15 protein-coding genes and 1 pseudogene are annotated in these 16,421 nt (G+C 60.4%); 2 read left to right on the forward strand and 14 right to left on the reverse strand.

Features of this window, described 5'->3' with window-relative positions:
• The first annotated feature begins 11 nt into the window (after positions 1-11).
• Both ACM26W_RS15775 and katG read left to right on the forward strand, forming a co-directional pair.
• On the forward strand, positions 12-953 hold the full coding sequence (locus tag ACM26W_RS15775; protein WP_416137926.1) for a LysR family transcriptional regulator: 942 nt from the start codon (positions 12-14) through the stop codon (positions 951-953).
• 243 nt (positions 954-1,196) lie between these two features.
• Positions 1,197-3,377, forward strand: coding sequence for a catalase/peroxidase HPI (katG, locus tag ACM26W_RS15780; RefSeq protein WP_416137927.1), 2,181 nt, complete (start codon positions 1,197-1,199; stop codon positions 3,375-3,377).
• A gap of 155 nt (positions 3,378-3,532) precedes the next feature.
• On the opposite strand, the gene ACM26W_RS15785 is transcribed toward katG, so the two are convergent.
• From ACM26W_RS15785 to ACM26W_RS15850, 14 genes and pseudogenes are all read right to left on the reverse strand, one after another.
• Positions 3,533-4,210: a sugar transferase gene (locus tag ACM26W_RS15785; protein ID WP_416137928.1), complete on the reverse strand. Its 678-nt coding sequence runs from the start codon at positions 4,208-4,210 to the stop codon at positions 3,533-3,535.
• On the reverse strand, positions 4,210-5,409 hold the full coding sequence (locus tag ACM26W_RS15790) for an ATP-grasp domain-containing protein (protein WP_416137929.1): 1,200 nt from the start codon (positions 5,407-5,409) through the stop codon (positions 4,210-4,212). Before ACM26W_RS15790 ends, ACM26W_RS15785 begins: the two co-directional genes overlap by 1 nt.
• A gap of 9 nt (positions 5,410-5,418) precedes the next feature.
• Positions 5,419-5,985 (reverse strand): glycosyltransferase, encoded by a 567-nt coding sequence (locus ACM26W_RS15795; RefSeq protein ID WP_416140909.1) that lies wholly within the window; start codon positions 5,983-5,985, stop codon positions 5,419-5,421.
• Between the two features lie 61 nt (positions 5,986-6,046).
• Positions 6,047-6,592: pseudogene (locus ACM26W_RS15800) on the reverse strand (glycosyltransferase); the annotation flags it as partial.
• A complete protein-coding gene (locus ACM26W_RS15805; RefSeq protein ID WP_416137930.1) occupies positions 6,577-7,797 on the reverse strand; it encodes a CDP-glycerol glycerophosphotransferase family protein in 1,221 nt (406 codons plus the stop codon). The pseudogene ACM26W_RS15800 and the gene ACM26W_RS15805, both read right to left, overlap by 16 nt.
• Before the next feature lie 101 nt (positions 7,798-7,898).
• On the reverse strand, positions 7,899-8,360 hold the full coding sequence (locus ACM26W_RS15810; RefSeq protein ID WP_416137931.1) for an adenylyltransferase/cytidyltransferase family protein: 462 nt from the start codon (positions 8,358-8,360) through the stop codon (positions 7,899-7,901).
• A 45-nt stretch (positions 8,361-8,405) separates the two neighbouring features.
• The gene (locus ACM26W_RS15815; RefSeq protein ID WP_416137932.1) at positions 8,406-9,326 is read right to left on the reverse strand and encodes a glycosyltransferase family A protein; all 921 of its coding nucleotides are present in this window, start codon (positions 9,324-9,326) and stop codon (positions 8,406-8,408) included.
• A gap of 226 nt (positions 9,327-9,552) precedes the next feature.
• Positions 9,553-9,987 (reverse strand): UDP binding domain-containing protein, encoded by a 435-nt coding sequence (locus tag ACM26W_RS15820; RefSeq protein ID WP_416137933.1) that lies wholly within the window; start codon positions 9,985-9,987, stop codon positions 9,553-9,555.
• 60 nt (positions 9,988-10,047) lie between these two features.
• Complete coding sequence (locus ACM26W_RS15825) at positions 10,048-10,224, reverse strand: hypothetical protein (RefSeq protein ID WP_416137934.1); 177 nt, start codon at positions 10,222-10,224, stop codon at positions 10,048-10,050.
• Positions 10,225-10,504: 280 nt separating this feature from the next.
• Positions 10,505-11,482: a glycosyltransferase family 2 protein gene (locus tag ACM26W_RS15830; protein WP_416137935.1), complete on the reverse strand. Its 978-nt coding sequence runs from the start codon at positions 11,480-11,482 to the stop codon at positions 10,505-10,507.
• 46 nt (positions 11,483-11,528) lie between these two features.
• Positions 11,529-12,122 carry a hypothetical protein gene (locus ACM26W_RS15835; RefSeq protein WP_416137936.1) on the reverse strand — a complete coding sequence of 198 codons (594 nt, stop codon included), beginning with the start codon at positions 12,120-12,122 and terminating at the stop codon, positions 11,529-11,531.
• Positions 12,047-13,318 (reverse strand): hypothetical protein, encoded by a 1,272-nt coding sequence (locus tag ACM26W_RS15840; RefSeq protein ID WP_416137937.1) that lies wholly within the window; start codon positions 13,316-13,318, stop codon positions 12,047-12,049. Before ACM26W_RS15840 ends, ACM26W_RS15835 begins: the two co-directional genes overlap by 76 nt.
• A gap of 15 nt (positions 13,319-13,333) precedes the next feature.
• Positions 13,334-14,224, reverse strand: coding sequence for a hypothetical protein (locus ACM26W_RS15845; RefSeq protein ID WP_416137938.1), 891 nt, complete (start codon positions 14,222-14,224; stop codon positions 13,334-13,336).
• Between the two features lie 219 nt (positions 14,225-14,443).
• Positions 14,444-16,405 carry a polysaccharide biosynthesis protein gene (locus tag ACM26W_RS15850; protein WP_416137939.1) on the reverse strand — a complete coding sequence of 654 codons (1,962 nt, stop codon included), beginning with the start codon at positions 16,403-16,405 and terminating at the stop codon, positions 14,444-14,446.
• Positions 16,406-16,421: the final 16 nt, after the last annotated feature.

Raw genomic sequence — 16,421 nt, forward strand, 5'->3', positions numbered from 1 at the left:
GCGAGGCCCCCATGCTCGACTGGCAGGATATCCAGATCTTCCTCGAGGTGGCGCGCAGCCAGCGGCTCACCGATGCCGCCCGCCGGCTGGGGCTCGACCACTCCACCCTGTCGCGGCGCACCCGGCGCTTCGAGCAGAAACTCAACACCCAGCTGTTCGAACGCAGCACCCACGGCTACCACCTCACCGAGGCCGGCCAGCAGCTGCTCGCCCACGCCGAGGAGATGGCCCGCCACGCCTTCGAGGCCGGCGAGAGCCTGACCGACAAGAACCACCAGATCAGCGGGCAGATCCGCCTCGGGGTGACCGAGGGCTTCGGCACCTGGGTGATCGCGCCGCTGCTCTCGGCCTTCTGCGAACGTCACCCCGGGGTGACTCTGGACCTGCTCGCCCTGCCCCGTGTGGTCAACCTGAGCCGCCACGAAGCGGATCTCGCCATCACCGTGGAGCGCCCGGTGAGCCCGGGCTTGGTGATCTCGCGGCTGTGCGACTACCGGCTGCGACTCTATGGCAGTGAGGGGTATCTCTCCCACCACGGCCGGCCGCAGCACCTCGCCGAGCTGGGCGCGCACCGCCTGGTGGGCTACGTCGACGACCTGATCTTCAGCGAGCAGCTCAGCTACCTGGAGCCGCTGCTCGACCCCGCGGTGGTCGGCCACCCCGGGCCGCACTTCGCCATGCGCAGTACCAGCGTGACCACCCAGCATGCTGCCTGCCTGCACGGGGCGGGCCTCGCCGTGCTGCCCTGCTTCATGGCCAGCGCCTCGGAGGCACTGGTCAAGGTGCTGGAGGGCGAAGTGGCGATCGACCGCCAGTTCTGGATCACCGCCCGCCAGGAGCAGCGCCGCCTGGCCCGGGTGCGCCTGCTGTGGGACTTCCTGCGCGAGGCCCTGGAGGCCAACCGCGACTTCCTGATGGGCGAGGCGCGCGAGCTGCGTCTTCCCGAGGCCTGAACACCCTTACCCGACGCAGCAGTCCTGGCGTCGACCACCCGATAAAGATTGGCTATCGACACGGTCGGCAATCTCGCATTGTGCTAATGGATTCGCGGGGAGTAGGTTGGAGGTATCAGGACGCTGAGCCGCGGCCGTCACCACCCAGTGGCCGAGGGTTGATATGGCTCATTGTCCCCCCGAACCGCCATCGTCTATACAGTGATGGCGGTTCCACCAACGCAGCCAAGATTGGAGAGCGATATGGGTGATCAGCAGAACGCAGGCAAGTGCCCGGTGATGCACGGGGCCAATACGCAAGGGAAAGCGGATGTGGTCGCCTGGTGGCCGGAGTCCCTGAATCTGGACATCCTTCATCAGCACGACACCAAGACCAACCCGATGGGTGAGGCCTTCGACTATCGGAAAGAGGTCGAGACGCTCGACTTCGACGCGCTGAAGAAGGATATGCACGCCCTGATGACCGACAGCCAGGATTGGTGGCCGGCCGACTGGGGTCACTACGGGGGCCTGATGATCCGCATGGCCTGGCACTCCGCCGGCACCTACCGGCTGGCAGACGGTCGCGGCGGTGGTGGCACCGGCAACCAGCGTTTTGCGCCGATTGCCTCCTGGCCGGACAACGCCAGCCTCGACAAGGCCCGCCGACTGCTATGGCCGATCAAGAAGAAGTACGGTAACAAGATCAGCTGGGCAGATCTCATGATTCTGGCCGGTAACGTTGCCTACGAATCCATGGGACTCAAGACCTTCGGCTTCTCCTTCGGCCGCGAGGATATCTGGCACCCCGAGAAGGACATCTACTGGGGGGCCGAGAAGGAGTGGCTGGCGCCCTCCGATGAGCGCTATGGCGACGTCGACAAACCCGACACCATGGAAAACCCGTTGGCTGCTGTCCAGATGGGGCTTATCTATGTGAACCCGGAAGGCGTCAACGGCCAGCCAGATCCGCTCAAGACTGCCGCCCAGGTTCGTGAGACCTTCGCCCGGATGGCCATGAACGACGAGGAGACCGCGGCGCTGACCGTCGGCGGACACACCGTCGGTAAATGTCATGGCAACGGCGATGCCGGCGCCCTGGGGGCAGAACCCGAGGGTGCGGATGTGGAGGGCCAGGGGTTTGGCTGGGACAACCCGAACATGGGAGGCAGGGCCGCCAGTGCGGTGACCTCGGGTATCGAGGGTGCCTGGACCACCAACCCGATCCAGTTCGACATGGGCTACTTCGACATGCTGCTCGACCACGAGTGGGAGCTGAGGAAGAGCCCCGCCGGTGCCAACCAGTGGGAGCCCGTCGACATCAAGGAAGAGGACAAGCCGGTCGATGCCAGCGACCCGTCCATCCGTCATAACCCGATCATGACCGATGCGGACATGGGCATGAAAGTGGATCCAAGCTACCGGAAAATCCTCGAGGACTTCCGCAAGGACCCCGAGTACTTCAAGGATTGCTTCGCCCGCGCCTGGTTCAAGCTGACCCACCGCGATCTGGGCCCCAAGTCGCGCTACATCGGCCCGGAAGTGCCCCAGGAAGACCTGATCTGGCAGGATCCCATCCCGGCCGGCAAGACAGACTATGACGTCGATGCCGTCAAGGCGAAGATCGCCGACAGCGGTCTCTCCCTCAGCGAGCTGGTCAGCACCGCCTGGGACAGCGCCCGCACCTTCCGTGGCTCCGACTTGCGCGGCGGCGCCAACGGCGCCCGAATTCGCCTGGCCCCGCAGAAGGACTGGGAAGGCAACGAGCCACAGCGCCTGGCCAAGGTACTGCAGGTCTACGAGAAGATTACAGCCGACACCGGTGCCAGCATCGCCGATGTGATAGTGCTCGGCGGTAACCTGGGCATCGAACAGGCAGCGAAGGCCGCCGGCCACGATATTCTGGTGCCCTTCGCGCCGGGGCGCGGCGACGCCACCGACGAGATGACCGACGCCGAATCATTCGAGCCGCTGGAGCCGCTGGCGGATGGCTTCCGCAACTGGCAGAAGCAGGACTACGTGGTCAAACCGGAGGAGATGCTGCTCGACCGCGCCCAGCTGATGGGACTGACCGCGCCGGAAATGACGGTCCTCCTCGGTGGCATGCGGGTGCTGGGCACCAACCACGGCGACACCAAACATGGTGTGTTCACAGACCGCGAAGGTCAGCTGACCAACGATTTCTTCGTCAACCTGACCGACATGGCCTATAGCTGGAAGCCGGCGGGCAACAATCTCTATGAGATCCGTGACCGCAAGACGGACCAGAAAAAGTGGACCGCCAGCCGCACCGACCTGGTGTTTGGCTCCAACTCCATCCTTCGCTCCTACGCTGAGGTCTATGCCCAGGACGACAACCGCGAGAAGTTTGTGGAGGACTTCATCAAGGCCTGGACCAAGGTGATGAACGCCGACCGCTTCGACGTGGAGAAGCTGCAGAAGTAACGAGGCGCGTCAGCCAGAGGGTCGCCTGGCCATACCGGCGACAAACAAGTCGGTGACAAACAAGTCGGTGACAAACAGAGACGCCCGGGGTTGCCCCCGGGCGTCTTTTTTCGAATCAGCGTACGGCCACCCCCGTGCCGGCCCGCCCCACCGCCTCAGGTGTCTCGCCTACCATGCCGCAACACCGGGAAGACTGTCTGCCACAGGTAGCCCAGGTCCCTGGCGAAGGACCAGTATTTCACATAGTCGCGATTGAGCCGTATCTTGTCGGGGAAGATCACCTCGCGGTTGTAACGCTCGGGGTCGTCGACCCCGGCCAGCAGTGTTTCCTCATCTCGATACTGGAGAGTGGCGGGGCCGGTGATGCCGGGGCGAACGGCAAGAATCAGGCGATCCTCTCCAAGAAGTGCATCCGCGTAACCCGGGACATCGGGCCTGGGGCCAACAAAACTCATCTGGCCCAGCACCACATTGAACAGCTGCGGCAACTCGTCCACCTTGGTCCGCCGCATCAGTCGTCCCAGCCGCGTCACACGGGGATCATTGCGCGTGGTCACCGTAGAAGCCGGCCCCGGCACCGGGCGCATGGTGCGGATCTTGATCACCCTGAAAAGACGCCCCCCAAGGCCCACGCGCTCCTGCAGGAAGAACCCCGAGGCCCCCGTATCCCGGCTCGCCGCCAGCGCCGCGGCAAGAATCACCGGCAGGGTCGGCACCAGCAGCGTAAGTGCCAGGATCAGGTCGAAGGAGCGCTTCAGAGTACGCTGCCAGGGTGCCAGGAGACTGGGGACCGGCCGCGCTACCACCACAGGCCTTCTCTCGTGAATAACCATCAGCGCACCATTCCCGCTTCCAGCGGATTCATGCTGCGTGACCGGATCGCCTTGCTCAGGTAGTAGAACGCCTCACCGACCAACACCAGAGGATCATCGCGCTTGGCATCATCGAAGGCATTCGCCGAGACGCCCTGAAACGCCAGGGCCTGGCGCCAGGCTCCGTTGCTGGCCAGCCCCAGCCGACGAATCACATCGCCCAGCAACCACCTTTCCACCACCCCTTGTCGGGCCGGGTGAAAGTGGGCAAGGGCGACCGCCGGCCCCTGCGTCTGCGCCAGGTAGAGCAACCAGGGAAAGTTCACGCCGGAGCTCAGTGCCAGGTCGATGGAGCCCCACAGACGCGGGTTGATCTCGATGAAGAAGTGCCTCCCGCTCGCCTCGTCGTGCTTGAACTCGAGCATCGCCAGGCCATGCCAGCCCAGCGCCCTCAGCAGCCGATGGGCATCGGCCTCGATGGCCGGATGGGCCGCACTGATCCTCAGCGTGCTGGTGCCTCCCGTGGCGAGTTTCTCCTCCAGGCGGCGATGGGTGAACGACGCGATGGGCTGGCCATGCCAGTAGAGGCAGGACACGCCCCACCCATCGCCCGCCACCCGCTCCTGGACGATCGGAGGACGACCCTCCTCCAGGTCGAACGTCTTGCGCATGGCGTCGAGCGTCTTCATCAGCGGCGCTCCGCCGCGGGCAAAGAACACGCCCTTCGAGCTGTTGCCGCGACGTGCCCTGGCCACGTACTCATTGGCCGGGTCGCTCATGGTCATGGCGTCCTCGGGGCATCGACATTCCATGATTGCCGCCACGGACACCCCCTGCTCCCGCGCCAGACACGCCATGCGGTACTTGTCGTTGGCCATCTCGATGGTCGCGGCCCTGGCCACCGGCAGGGCGGCCGGCGCCGTCAGCCGGCCCTGCTCACGGGCGAGGGCCAGCAGCTCCACCTCCTCGTGGCCAGCAAGGATCATGGTGATGTCGTAGTCCCGACACAGGGTATCGATATCCGCGACGAAGCCCTGGGGGTCGGCAAATGGCGATCGATAGCGCGCCCGAGCATACGCCAGACGCGAGGCCTGACACATGCCGATTCGCCCCGTGTCTGTGACCACCACCTTGAGGCCTTGTTGTGCCAGACCACGCAACGCCGAATAGGAGCTGCGGCACCAACCATAGGTCAACAGTACATCTGCCATACGCTTCATGATGCCTCGCTAGAGACCGGTGATCTCCATCAGCTGTCGATTGACGCGCTCCACATCGAAGAGTCGCGCCACCCTGTCCAGGCCCGCCACGGCCATGGCTTCCACACTCTGGTTGTCCGCGGCGAGGAGCCTGAGCATGGCCGCGGCAAGAGCCTCGGAATCATGTGTCGGCACCAGGTAGCCGTTGATGTCGGGATCCACCGTCTCGCGACACCCTGGCGCATCGGTGGTGATGATCGGCCGCCCCGTGGCCATGGCCTCGAGCACCGAGCGCGGCGTCCCCTCGCGGTAGTAGGAGGGCAGCACGTAGTAGCGACAGCCGGCCAGTGCCGCCTGTACGCCATGCAGCTTGCCCAGGTACTCGATGGTGCCCTCGCGGATCCAGGCATCCAGCTCGGCCTGGCGTATGCTGGCGGGGTTCGGGTCCAGTGCACCGGCCAGCTGGAAGCGCGCCTCGGGATACTGCCGCTTGACCCGTCGGGCCGCCTCCAGGTACTCGCGCACCCCCTTGTCGACCATCAGCCGGGCCAACATGAGGAAGACCGGCGCCTGTGGCAGTGGCCGCGGTGGGAACAGCCCCCGGTCGACCCCCGAGCCGTATACCCGTGCGGTGTGTCCGCCGGGGGGGGGTCAACCCCAGTTCCCGGAAAAGCGCCTGGTCGTCGGGGTTCTGGAAGATGGTGGTCCGAGCGGCCACCAGGGAACGGCGATAGAGTCGCCGGATAGCGGAGCGCAGCAGTGCGAGGCGCCACCCCCCCTCGTTCGAGAAGGCATAGCCGAGACCGGTGATCATGGGATAGAAGCGCAGGCCCGGGAGGCGACGCGCTGCCAGTCCGGCGTAGATCACCGGCTTGGCGGTATAGGCAATCACCACCTCGGGTCGATGGGTATCTATCAGCTCCCTGATTTCCCTGGCCCCCCGCCAGTCCGATAGCGGGTTCATGCCTCCCCGGACGATGGAGAGTGGCTGAAAGGGAATCGCCAGTGCCTCCAGGGCCTCACGCACCTCCTCGATGGCAGCATCGGGCTGTGCGGCTGTCACCACCCGGTGGCCCCGGGCCTTCAGCAAGGCCAGCAGGGGGCCACGGAAGTTGATCAGCGAGCGTGCCGTGCCGCCGATGACCACCACGGACTGCGGGCGCACCACTGTCTGGCCGCGCGCCTCGGTCACGACATCGAGCATCTCGGCTCCCTCCCTGCGAGCAGTGCCTGGACGACTGCCGTCGCACGGGCGCAGACCCGGCCATCGTGAAGGCTGGCATGGCGGATCACGAAGTCGGACAGCCGCGCCTGGTGCTCATCGCTGTGGATTTCCCGCCAGGCATCCGGCAGCTGTTGCCAATGGTCGATCACCGGTCCCGGCGCATCCGCCAGGTAGTCGCCATAGATCCCCACATCCCCGTTCAGGTAGTCATCGAGATCGGGTGCCATGAGAATGATCGGCCGGTTCAGGCAGGCGTAGTCGTACATCAGGCTCGAGTAGTCGGTGATCAGGCCATCCACCGCGGGAAGCAGGGTATTGACGTCGGGGAACATCGACACCGGCGCCTCGCGCAGCCAGGGCGAGCCGCCTGCCAGCAGCGCCTGGACCCCTGACATCTTCAGCGACGCATGACCGCGGATCAGCAGCAGCAGACGCTCGGCCGCCAGCCAGGGCAGGAGTCGCTCGAGCCGGTCGCCCTGCGCCAGATCCAACTCGCCGCGGCCCCGCAACCGCAGGGTGGGCGCATAGAGCAGGATGCCGGAATAGGCATCGGGGTCGATGCCCTGCCCGCGCAGGAGTTCGCCCCCCCCTTCATCGAAGGCATCCCAGCGCGGATAGCCCAAGGGCACGACACGCTCGAACGGCAGATCAAAGGCCGACGTCATGCGTTGCTGCCCCACCTCGGATGCCACCAGCATCATCTCGGCCCGCCGTTTTCCCGGCAGCAGGTGTCGCAGGTAGCGTTCGAACAGTCTCGTCATGACATCGTTGCGCAAGGCACGCGCATCATTGCCCATACGCTTCAGCGGCGTGCCATGGGTGAGGTTGATCAGCCGGCCGCCGAGCGATGCATGGGCGTTGACATCCTCGGAGGAATGGGTGACCAGGAACACGCCGGCACGCAACGCCACCCGGATGCCACGCCAGGAGTAGGCCAGCTCGGCCTCCCCGCCCTCCTTCGCCACCTGACGCACCACCTCCGGGTCGCGAGCCAGCCAGACTGCACGGAGCGTCGGCTCACGGTCTCTGACGTGTCGATAGAGGTAGCGCGCGTTGTCGGCGTACTGGCGGCCGTGCCAGGCGCCAAACACCCACAGCCTGTCATCGCGCGGATAGGCCCAGGCGACCAGGCACAAGGGTAGCCAGGCGAGCTGCTGCAACAGCCGCATCAGATATGTCGCCATCGAATGACCTCCGGGCCAAGCCGGCCAATGGGGTTCGGGAACGGGGTTCAGCGATATTAGAGAAGCGCAGGGTTCAGGAGCCAGATGTCGGTCAACCGGCGTCAGCCGAAATCCTTGCGCAGCGCGTCCAGCACGTCGAAGGCGTGCAACAGGTCATCGCGCGACACGCTGGAGAAGCGATTGAGGGAGCGCTTGAGATCGGTGGTCGAGACCCCCTCGGTGCGTGGCAGGTAGACCACCTCGCAGTAGGGCAGGAGAAAATCGAATTGGCCTGCCCAGTCCTCGCCGATGGCGAAGGTCTTGATCCCGTATTGCTGTACGTCATCGAGCTTCTGTTCCCACCTTGTCTCGGGGATGACCTCGTCGACGTAGCGGATCGAACGCACGATCTCGGCGCGCTGCTCGAAGGGAATGAGCGTCCGCTTGCCCTTGCCGTGATTGAACTCATCCGTGGAGACCGCCACGATCAGGCGATCGCCCAGCGCCGCAAGCCGTCGCAACAGATTGAGATGCCCGATATGGAACATGTCGAAGGTGCCGTAGGTGATTACCGTCCCGCTCATCGCCCTCTCCTCCTGCTCCTGCTCCTGCTCCTGCCAAGGCTGTGTTCACTTCACCCAGCCTCGTAGCCGGTCGTAGTACGGCTGGGGCACCAGCAGCGTGGCAGCATGCAGCCAGTGCCGAAGGCTCATGCCGCCAAGCCTCAGTGCTCTCAGGTCCGGCCTCACCGAGTGGCCGAGCTGTTTCTTTTCCACCGCCCAGGAGAGCACCTTGCGGTTGACCGCCGACCACAGCAGGCGACGCTCGACACGGGGCAGACACCGCTCGTACTCCACCAGCAGGTCGACTCCGGGATGCACATGGGCAAGATTGGACTTGTTGCGGGTGATGCCACTGTGCTCCAGCAGCCACAGGCTGGTGACGGTATCGTCGTAGTGCAGCGCCTCGAGTTCGCAGAGCACCTTCAGCCAGAAGTAGACGTCACCGCCGCGGCGATAGCGCCGTTCGGGAAAGCCACCCATCGCCAGGAACCGCTCGCGACGGAGGCAGGCACCGTTCATGTGGATGAAGTCGCAGCTCGCGAACGCATCCAACGCCTGCCGGCGGCTGAGCACGCCTTCGGGCAGCCCCTCGAAGCGAGGCAGGCGCTGATGGTTCTCCATCTTCTGGTAGGCGTTGACGAACAACTCGATCCCGGAATGACTGGCGATGGCATCGGCGAACCGCGAAAGGTGGTCGAAGAGCAGCAGGTCATCGGCATCGAAGAACACCAGCCATTGGCCCGAGGCCTGCTCGGCGCCATGGTTGCGCGCCGCATAGCCACCGGGGCCGGGCGTATCACGCTGGAAGAGGCGCAGCCGCCCGGCTAGGGCGTGTCGACGCAGCAACTCGAGAGAACCGTCGGTGGAGCCGTCGTCAACGGCAATCACCTCGAAGTCGCGAAAGGTCTGGTGGTACAGGCACTCCAGGGATGCCGACAGGGTGGCCACCTTGTTGTAGACCGGCATCACCACCGAGAAGAGCACCATGTCAAGGGGCTTTCCAATTGCACCCGAGCCAATTTCACCCGAGCTGACAGCGGGCCTTTTGCCGAGGGAGCGAACGGCTGTATAACGCCCCCGGCGGGGAGCATCGCCACGTTGGGACCCCATGTGATTCATAGGAATATCCTCGACATTGTGCCTCCCGCAAGGGGCACATGGCCGCGTCAACTGTTGTCTGATTTTCGGGTGTTGTCTGGTGTTCCTGGCAGGCTCACAGGCGGATATCCACCGACGCCCTTGGCAACACATATTTCAGGTCGTAAATCACATGCTCGCTCTTTCTCCAGCGATGGATGCTGGCAGCACCCAACTGATGAAATTCGCGATATGCCACGGCCAGCAGGATGGCATCGTAGATGCCGACTTCGGGGTTCTGGATCAAGAGAATACCGTACTGCTGCTCGGTAGCTTCCTTACTGGCCTGTGGATCCAAGACATCCACCATGACGCTGTAATCGGCCAGTTCCGCAAGGATATCCACCACTAGGGTGTTATGTAGATCCGGGCAGTTCTCCTTGAACGTCATACCCATTACCAGCACCCGTGCGCCTCTCACGTGGATGCGCCGCTTGACCATTTCCTTGACCAGCTGGCTGACGACATAAGCTCCCATGGCGTCATTGATGCGCCGTCCGAAGAGGATCATCTCGGGGTGATAACCGAGCTGCTAAGCCTTGTAGGTGAGGTAGTAGGGGGCTACGCCGATTCAATGCTCACCGACAAGGCCGGGACGGAACGGCAGGAAGTTCCACTTGGTGCCGGCGGCTTCCAGCACCTCCTCGGTATCGATCCCCATCCGGTTGAAGATCAGTGCCAGCTCGTTGATCAAGGCGATATTAACATCACGCTGGGTGTTCTCGATCACCTTGGCGGCCTCAGCCACGGCAATCGAGCTGGCCCACATAGCCCAAGCCAATCACGCCCAAGCGAGTATTTTCCAAGTTCATCATGTAAGCCACCGCCACAAGAGATCAAGGGGCCGGCCTGTCATTCTCTCCAAAATGGCCGGCCGAAAAATAGTCATAAAATGGGTGCAGCGTCATGAGCAAGCCAATGGCCCAGGGAAAATGCATCAGAGCAGTCACACCACAGAATGTCCGCCAGATACCCCTCGCTCAATACCGCTATCTGAGATGGACGAAACAAGCAAAGTGGCCGATAGTCTAGCTGGACGTGCCGGCGCTGGCGCCTGCCCTGACAAACCGCTTGACAGCTCCCCTGAATCTCCCGCCGGAAGAGAAATAAAAGAAATACATCAGTACTCTCGGGCTCCTCAGGATCAAAGAGGCGGAGAGAATCATGCTCTTATCACAATCAATTCCCGCTATCCTGCATGAACATATATATCTCTTAATAAAGCATAACGCCCTCTTGGAGACAAACTTACCGACATACTTGTCGGAAATAGACTTTTTCATGTCCAGCAATGGCAGGACCGTAGAATGAAGGCCCATGGCATGCCTTTCACTCTTTCGCTGCGTCATGGTCGAGTTATGCCTGACCCGACGGATGAAATAAACAGCATCAGTAACGTAATAGGTCTCTGCAGAGAAGATCAGAGGGAAAAAAATCTGCTCATCCTCATGATAATAGTCAATAAAATGAAGTCGATAGCCCACCCACAACGCCCGCTTACTGGCATAGAGGCATGGGCTAGCCGAGGTAGCGCCTTGGGCATCAAATGCCTCAAGAAGATCTGTCAGAGAACTGAAGCCTCCACGGAAACCACGAGAATACCCAAGCTCTTTTTCGTCGAGCCACTCCGTTTCGTACAGGCACTCACCTGAAAAGAAGATGATGTCAGGCATGCCCTGCTCACTGATGATAGCCTTGATGTTCCTGATGCAATCTGGTCTAAGCAAGTCATCTGCATCAAAGAAATAGATATAGTCGCCGCGAGCCAAGGACACCCCCAGATTACGTGCAGCGCCTTGACCGTGATTTTCAGTAGCCAGGATCTTAACGGTGTAGGCATGGTCAAATGCCTTGATCACCGCAAGAGTCCCATCGGTGCTGCCATCATCTATGATGATCACCTCATCGGGAAGGGAGTACTGATTGTTCAAGGATTCGAGCGCTGACCCAATATACTGGGCCACATTATAGGCCGGAATGATGACGCTGATCGTAGGCGATCCCATCTGCCACTCCTCGGGTTAAGCCCGGCAACAAGCATTGCCCTGCTGGTTAACGTTGACCATCCCTGAGCCGCATCCTCATGGCTTTCATCTTGTGACTGTCGGCATAGGGACCGTGATAATAGAGATGCCTGCGACCCAAGCCCCACAGCAGGAAGGAGACCAGCCTGCGATTCATGGGTATTTTTTCCATGGATCCTTTCCAGACACTTATTATTATTTTATCACCATCCACCAGGCCCAGCGCATCCCTAAGCTTATTCTCGGAAAGTATCTCGACAATATGAAAAGGAGCACCTATCCATCGATACAGCCAGACCTTATGCATGCCAACCGCTGCCTCCCAGAGATACCTTTTTCCATTATCGAAACTTCTCGCATGGCAGGCATTAAAACTCACCTCCCTGTTCAACAGAACATTCAGTGACCCCGGGAACAACGCAAGGCCGGTCAACGAACCAAGCTCTTGCATCGACGCCGATATATCATCACATGCCCTTCCACGCCCGGAACACACCGTACCAGATATTTCAGCATTCATATCAGGATAACCGTGCAAGCACGCCGTCACCTCAAATAAAGGAGAACTCGCCTCCTCAACAACAGCAGTGGCCTGAGGCCTCTTTTCAAAACCCTTGCCCATGACGACACCCCCTTGCTCATGAAGGACGCCTGCTTTACCACTCTCACGACACCCTTGTTTTCGTAAACACCATGATCAATAGGCTTTTCATAATAATAATTATTGAAGCCCATATACCCCTTGAGTATCTCAGCCACCATTGCATCATTGTGCAGGTCAACATCAAGAAACCAGTCGAACCTCATCCTTTCGGCCAGGTCTTGAAGCAAGTCCTGATATCTCAGGCTGAGTGTTTTCTTATGAATCTTGCAATGATAAAGAATGCTAAAAAAGTAATCGTCGATTGAAGGCACATACATGCCATCTGATAGCAACCGCCTTCTCAGCATATCCTTCTGCCATGCTGCAGAATAATACCCATCGCCTACAAACCTGATATCAATGGGAATTCTCGCCCCCGACACCTCCACAACACCCTTGTAAGTCCTTCCCGCCTTCTGAAAGATATTGGCGGCAGAGGCAAGAAGCTGATAGTTATCACACAAGAAATCAACATCACCGTCACTTGCATCATTAGGCAACTGATCAAAGTTCCTCAACACCAGATAATTCGAGCAGAAATTCAAAACCTTAAACAATTCCTTCCAGTCTTTCCACCCCTCCGCCCCTTCCAGGTCTTTATTAATGATTTTCAAGTCACTATCGCGGGACCTGATTGACTCATAAAGCAGTGTTTCGCCAAGCATCAATATCGCCTGGAAATAAAACTCGCCGATATTATTGCTTGAGTGGACCTGATACTGTCTCTCAAACCACGAACGCAACTCGTACTTTGTTTCTACGACATTTCTGTTCGATGGTTCTATAACGCCGGAAACACTCCTCATCCATGCATAGGAGGGATTTATATCTTCAACAATGACAAATCGAAAAGGGGGCTTTCCAATCTTCTTATCATAACCCGTACCGGAGTGCTCTCCCGGCCGCTGGTAGAGTCTCTGTATGTTCCGCTTATAGTGTTTATCTGACCAGTAGACCAAGAAATCCGCTACGATGTCGAACCTTTCTCGTAGGCATTCGACGACATCTTTCTCTTTAGATCGCCCTTCTTCCCATATTGCAAAACAGGCATACTCTTTGTTGGCACTGGAGCGTATCGACAATGGTTCTTCAGCCGAAAGATAGCCAATCACACTATCTGAGAGGTACTCGACAGGCTGATGAAAACCAAAATATTTGTCGTTTGAAATATTCATATTATTTTATCTCATTCAGGAAGTCAGACTTTGGCCGAACAAGCTATTCGACCTTCCTGGGAAAGAAATCCCCAGTGTGACCTTGCAAGAAGGAGACCTTGTCATCAAGAATCTTCTTTCGAAGATGCTATAGGCGTCGTTAACGGTAAAATTACCGTTTACAACATTCGGCCACCTTGCGGCATCCTCATGCCGTATGATGGCATGCCTGCGATCAAACAACATGGGAATCTTTTCCATATCAAGTGCCAGACAGACGGCCACCCGATGCCAACCGCGGCGAGGAAGAACCATCTCGCTTGGTCCCCAACCGTATATGCGACCCTGTACTTGGCCACGTCGCTCATCAAACCCATGTGTTCTGATGGATTCGCAAGTGTTTATAAGCCGTCTGAGTTCCATATCCACTACCGCACTTGAAACAGGACCGAAGCCTTTCCACCCGTCGGATTCTTTCCACATATGGAAACCATGCTCCTTGGCTTCCTTTCGCATCAACTCCACGCGGAACGCCACCTTTTCCTCGGGGCCTTCCGCATCCCACGGATAGACATACGAGAGCGGATTCCCGTGATGCCATGGCTGACTGGGCTTTATTTGCAAAAGATCTGCCACGCTTTTAGGCTCATATGTATCGAAATACGCTTGAAGACGTTGCCTGGCAGCGTCCTCACCCTGCGCGACATAGTCCTGCAGTATGGCAACCCAGAGCCGCATCAAAGGTGTCCTACCCACCATCTCCGCTGGCACATCGACAATATAGCGAGACGATTCACCAAGATACGCACCCTCGGAAGGCGTAGGCGAGTAACCAGGTATTCTCAAATCATGGATGTCCGAACCATGCCGCCTCCTTATTTCATATCCAGAGACCGCAACAACACGATTAAATAGTTGCCTGATCATGTTCTATTTCCAGCAGAGCCAGCAAATGATCGTCAAGCAAGCTAACGGCGCCTGCCCTCCACATGCTTACGTGGCACACGATCTCGCTGGGTTTCTCGTCCATCTTTATCGGCTCTCGCCATGTTGCCAATACGAGAGGAAAATGAAGGCGTAGTGCCTCCCGGGCAGGGGCTGCTCAGTTTCTCCTGGGCACCGGGCTCAGCAGGGTATCGAACCCTGCTACCGGTTCGTGGCTTCCGCCAGATCACCAGAGGCGAGGTGGCTGGCCGGAAGCTGTGCCAGGCGCGTCTCCCAGACCAGGTCGGACAGCTCGTCCAGGGGTCGATAGTCCAGCGGTGCCGTCAGCAGCAGTTGGCGGATGCTCAGGTGATCGGAAGCCGACAGCGCCCCTTCGAGCTCAAGCAGGAAGGCCTCGAGGCGGGACCATGCCCAGAAACGTTCGCGGGAAGTCATGATCCGGTCGTGCCGCGTCCTGCCCAGTTCGCCACCGATCAGCAGTTCCTCGTAAAGCTTCTCGCCGGGCCGCAGGCCGGAATAGACGATCTCGATGTCACCGTGGGGATGCTCGGCATCCTTCACCTCCAGGCCGGACAGCCGAATCATGTTCACCGCCAGGTCCCGGATGCGCACCGGCTCGCCCATGTCGAGCACGAACACCTCGCCGCCTTGCCCCATGGCCCCGGCCTGGATCACCAGCTGCGCCGCCTCGGGGATGGTCATGAAATAGCGGGTAATCTCCGGATGGGTCACCTGCACCGGTCCCCCCTGCTCGATCTGCCGGCGAAACAGCGGTACCACCGAGCCGCTGGAGCCCAGCACGTTGCCGAAACGCACCATGCAGAAGCGTGTGTCGTTCTGGGCATCGGCGAAGGCCTGACAGATCAACTCGGTCAGCCGTTTGGTGGCACCCATGGCATTGGTGGGACGCACGGCCTTGTCGGTGGATACCATCACGAAGGCTTCCACCCCTCCCCTCATCGCCGCCCGGGCCAGGTTGAGGGTACCGAAGACGTTGTTGCGAACGCCCTCGATCAGGTTGTGCTCGACCATCGGCACATGCTTGTAGGCCGCGGCATGATAGACGGTATGGACCTCGAAAGCCGCGAAGATCGTCTCTAAGGCATCATGCTGCTGCACCGAGACCAGCAGCGCCTTGAGCTCGGTGCCCGACCGGCAGACGCCCGGGTGGCGCGCAAGCTCCTGCTCGATGGCATAGAGCGCATACTCGCAGTGGTCGACCAGCAGCAGTCGAGCGGGCTGCTGAGCAAGGATCTGCCGACACAGTTCGCTCCCGATCGAGCCTCCAGCCCCCGTCACCATGACCGACTTGCCACGGATATTGGCATCCATCAGATCGGTGAACGGCGGCACGGGTTCTCGCCCGAGCAGGTCCTCCAGTGCCACGTCGCGGACTTCACTGATATGGGCACGCCCGGCAATGATGTCGGCGCTCCCCGGAATGGTCTGCACCGGGACCGGGAGTACGGAGAGCCGCTGGAGGATTTCCCGGCGCCGACACCTCGGCGCACTGGGAATGGCCAGCAGCACCATCGTCACCTGGTTCTCGCTGATCAGCCTAGGCAGCTGCTCGGGGTGGTATACCCTCAGCCCCTCGACCAGGGCGCCGTCGAGCCCACGCCAGTCGTCGACAAACGCGATCGGCTCGTACTCTCCCCCGTGGCGCAGTGCCGACACCAGCTCACAGCCCGCCGCACCGGCTCCGTAGATCACCACCGGCCGGCGCTGGCGACGCTGGCAACGCTGGCTATACAGGTAGAACTCGCGCAGCAGGAAGCGCACACCACCGATACCAAGCAGCAACAGCAGTGAATGGATCACGACGATCGGTATCGCCAGGTGGTGATTGAGCAGCCGAGAGACCAGCCATACCACCAGGCCCGACGCGAGCACTGCCGTCCCCATCACCGTCACGGTGGTGTGATTCATGTAACGAAGCACCAGGCGGTAGAGGCCCAGCCAATGGAACAGAAGCAGACTCACCGGCGCAGCCAGAACGATCGTCGACCACAACCGGGCATCAATAAGCGGGTGCAGGCTCTCGAGATGGAGTATCGTCGCCAGTTGCAGGCTGGCCGCTACGATCAGGGCGTCGATCGAGAATAATATCCGGCGCTTCACACAGCGGGGTTTCAACAGCAGCGACGTCAGCAGGCTAAGCATGTCCCTCTCCCTTGCG

The sequence above is a fragment of the Halomonas sp. HK25 genome, assembly GCF_047795635.1.
In the GTDB taxonomy this organism is placed as follows: domain Bacteria; phylum Pseudomonadota; class Gammaproteobacteria; order Pseudomonadales; family Halomonadaceae; genus Halomonas.

Excerpts from the sequence above, each read along its gene's own strand:
- ACM26W_RS15820 (WP_416137933.1), bottom strand. The coding sequence starts at position 9,987 with ATGATCCTCTTCGGACGGCGCATCAATGACGCCATGGGAGCTTATGTC.
- ACM26W_RS15810 (WP_416137931.1), bottom strand. The coding sequence starts at position 8,360 with ATGAGCGGGACGGTAATCACCTACGGCACCTTCGACATGTTCCATATC.
- ACM26W_RS15805 (WP_416137930.1), bottom strand. The coding sequence starts at position 7,797 with ATGGCGACATATCTGATGCGGCTGTTGCAGCAGCTCGCCTGGCTACCC.
- ACM26W_RS15785 (WP_416137928.1), bottom strand. The coding sequence starts at position 4,210 with ATGGTTATTCACGAGAGAAGGCCTGTGGTGGTAGCGCGGCCGGTCCCC.
- ACM26W_RS15835 (WP_416137936.1), bottom strand. The coding sequence starts at position 12,122 with ATGGGCAAGGGTTTTGAAAAGAGGCCTCAGGCCACTGCTGTTGTTGAG.
- ACM26W_RS15815 (WP_416137932.1), bottom strand. The coding sequence starts at position 9,326 with ATGGTGCTCTTCTCGGTGGTGATGCCGGTCTACAACAAGGTGGCCACC.
- ACM26W_RS15845 (WP_416137938.1), bottom strand. The coding sequence starts at position 14,224 with ATGATCAGGCAACTATTTAATCGTGTTGTTGCGGTCTCTGGATATGAA.
- ACM26W_RS15830 (WP_416137935.1), bottom strand. The coding sequence starts at position 11,482 with ATGGGATCGCCTACGATCAGCGTCATCATTCCGGCCTATAATGTGGCC.
- ACM26W_RS15790 (WP_416137929.1), bottom strand. The coding sequence starts at position 5,409 with ATGAAGCGTATGGCAGATGTACTGTTGACCTATGGTTGGTGCCGCAGC.
- ACM26W_RS15840 (WP_416137937.1), bottom strand. The coding sequence starts at position 13,318 with ATGAATATTTCAAACGACAAATATTTTGGTTTTCATCAGCCTGTCGAG.
- katG (WP_416137927.1), top strand. The coding sequence starts at position 1,197 with ATGGGTGATCAGCAGAACGCAGGCAAGTGCCCGGTGATGCACGGGGCC.
- ACM26W_RS15850 (WP_416137939.1), bottom strand. The coding sequence starts at position 16,405 with ATGCTTAGCCTGCTGACGTCGCTGCTGTTGAAACCCCGCTGTGTGAAG.
- ACM26W_RS15775 (WP_416137926.1), top strand. The coding sequence starts at position 12 with ATGCTCGACTGGCAGGATATCCAGATCTTCCTCGAGGTGGCGCGCAGC.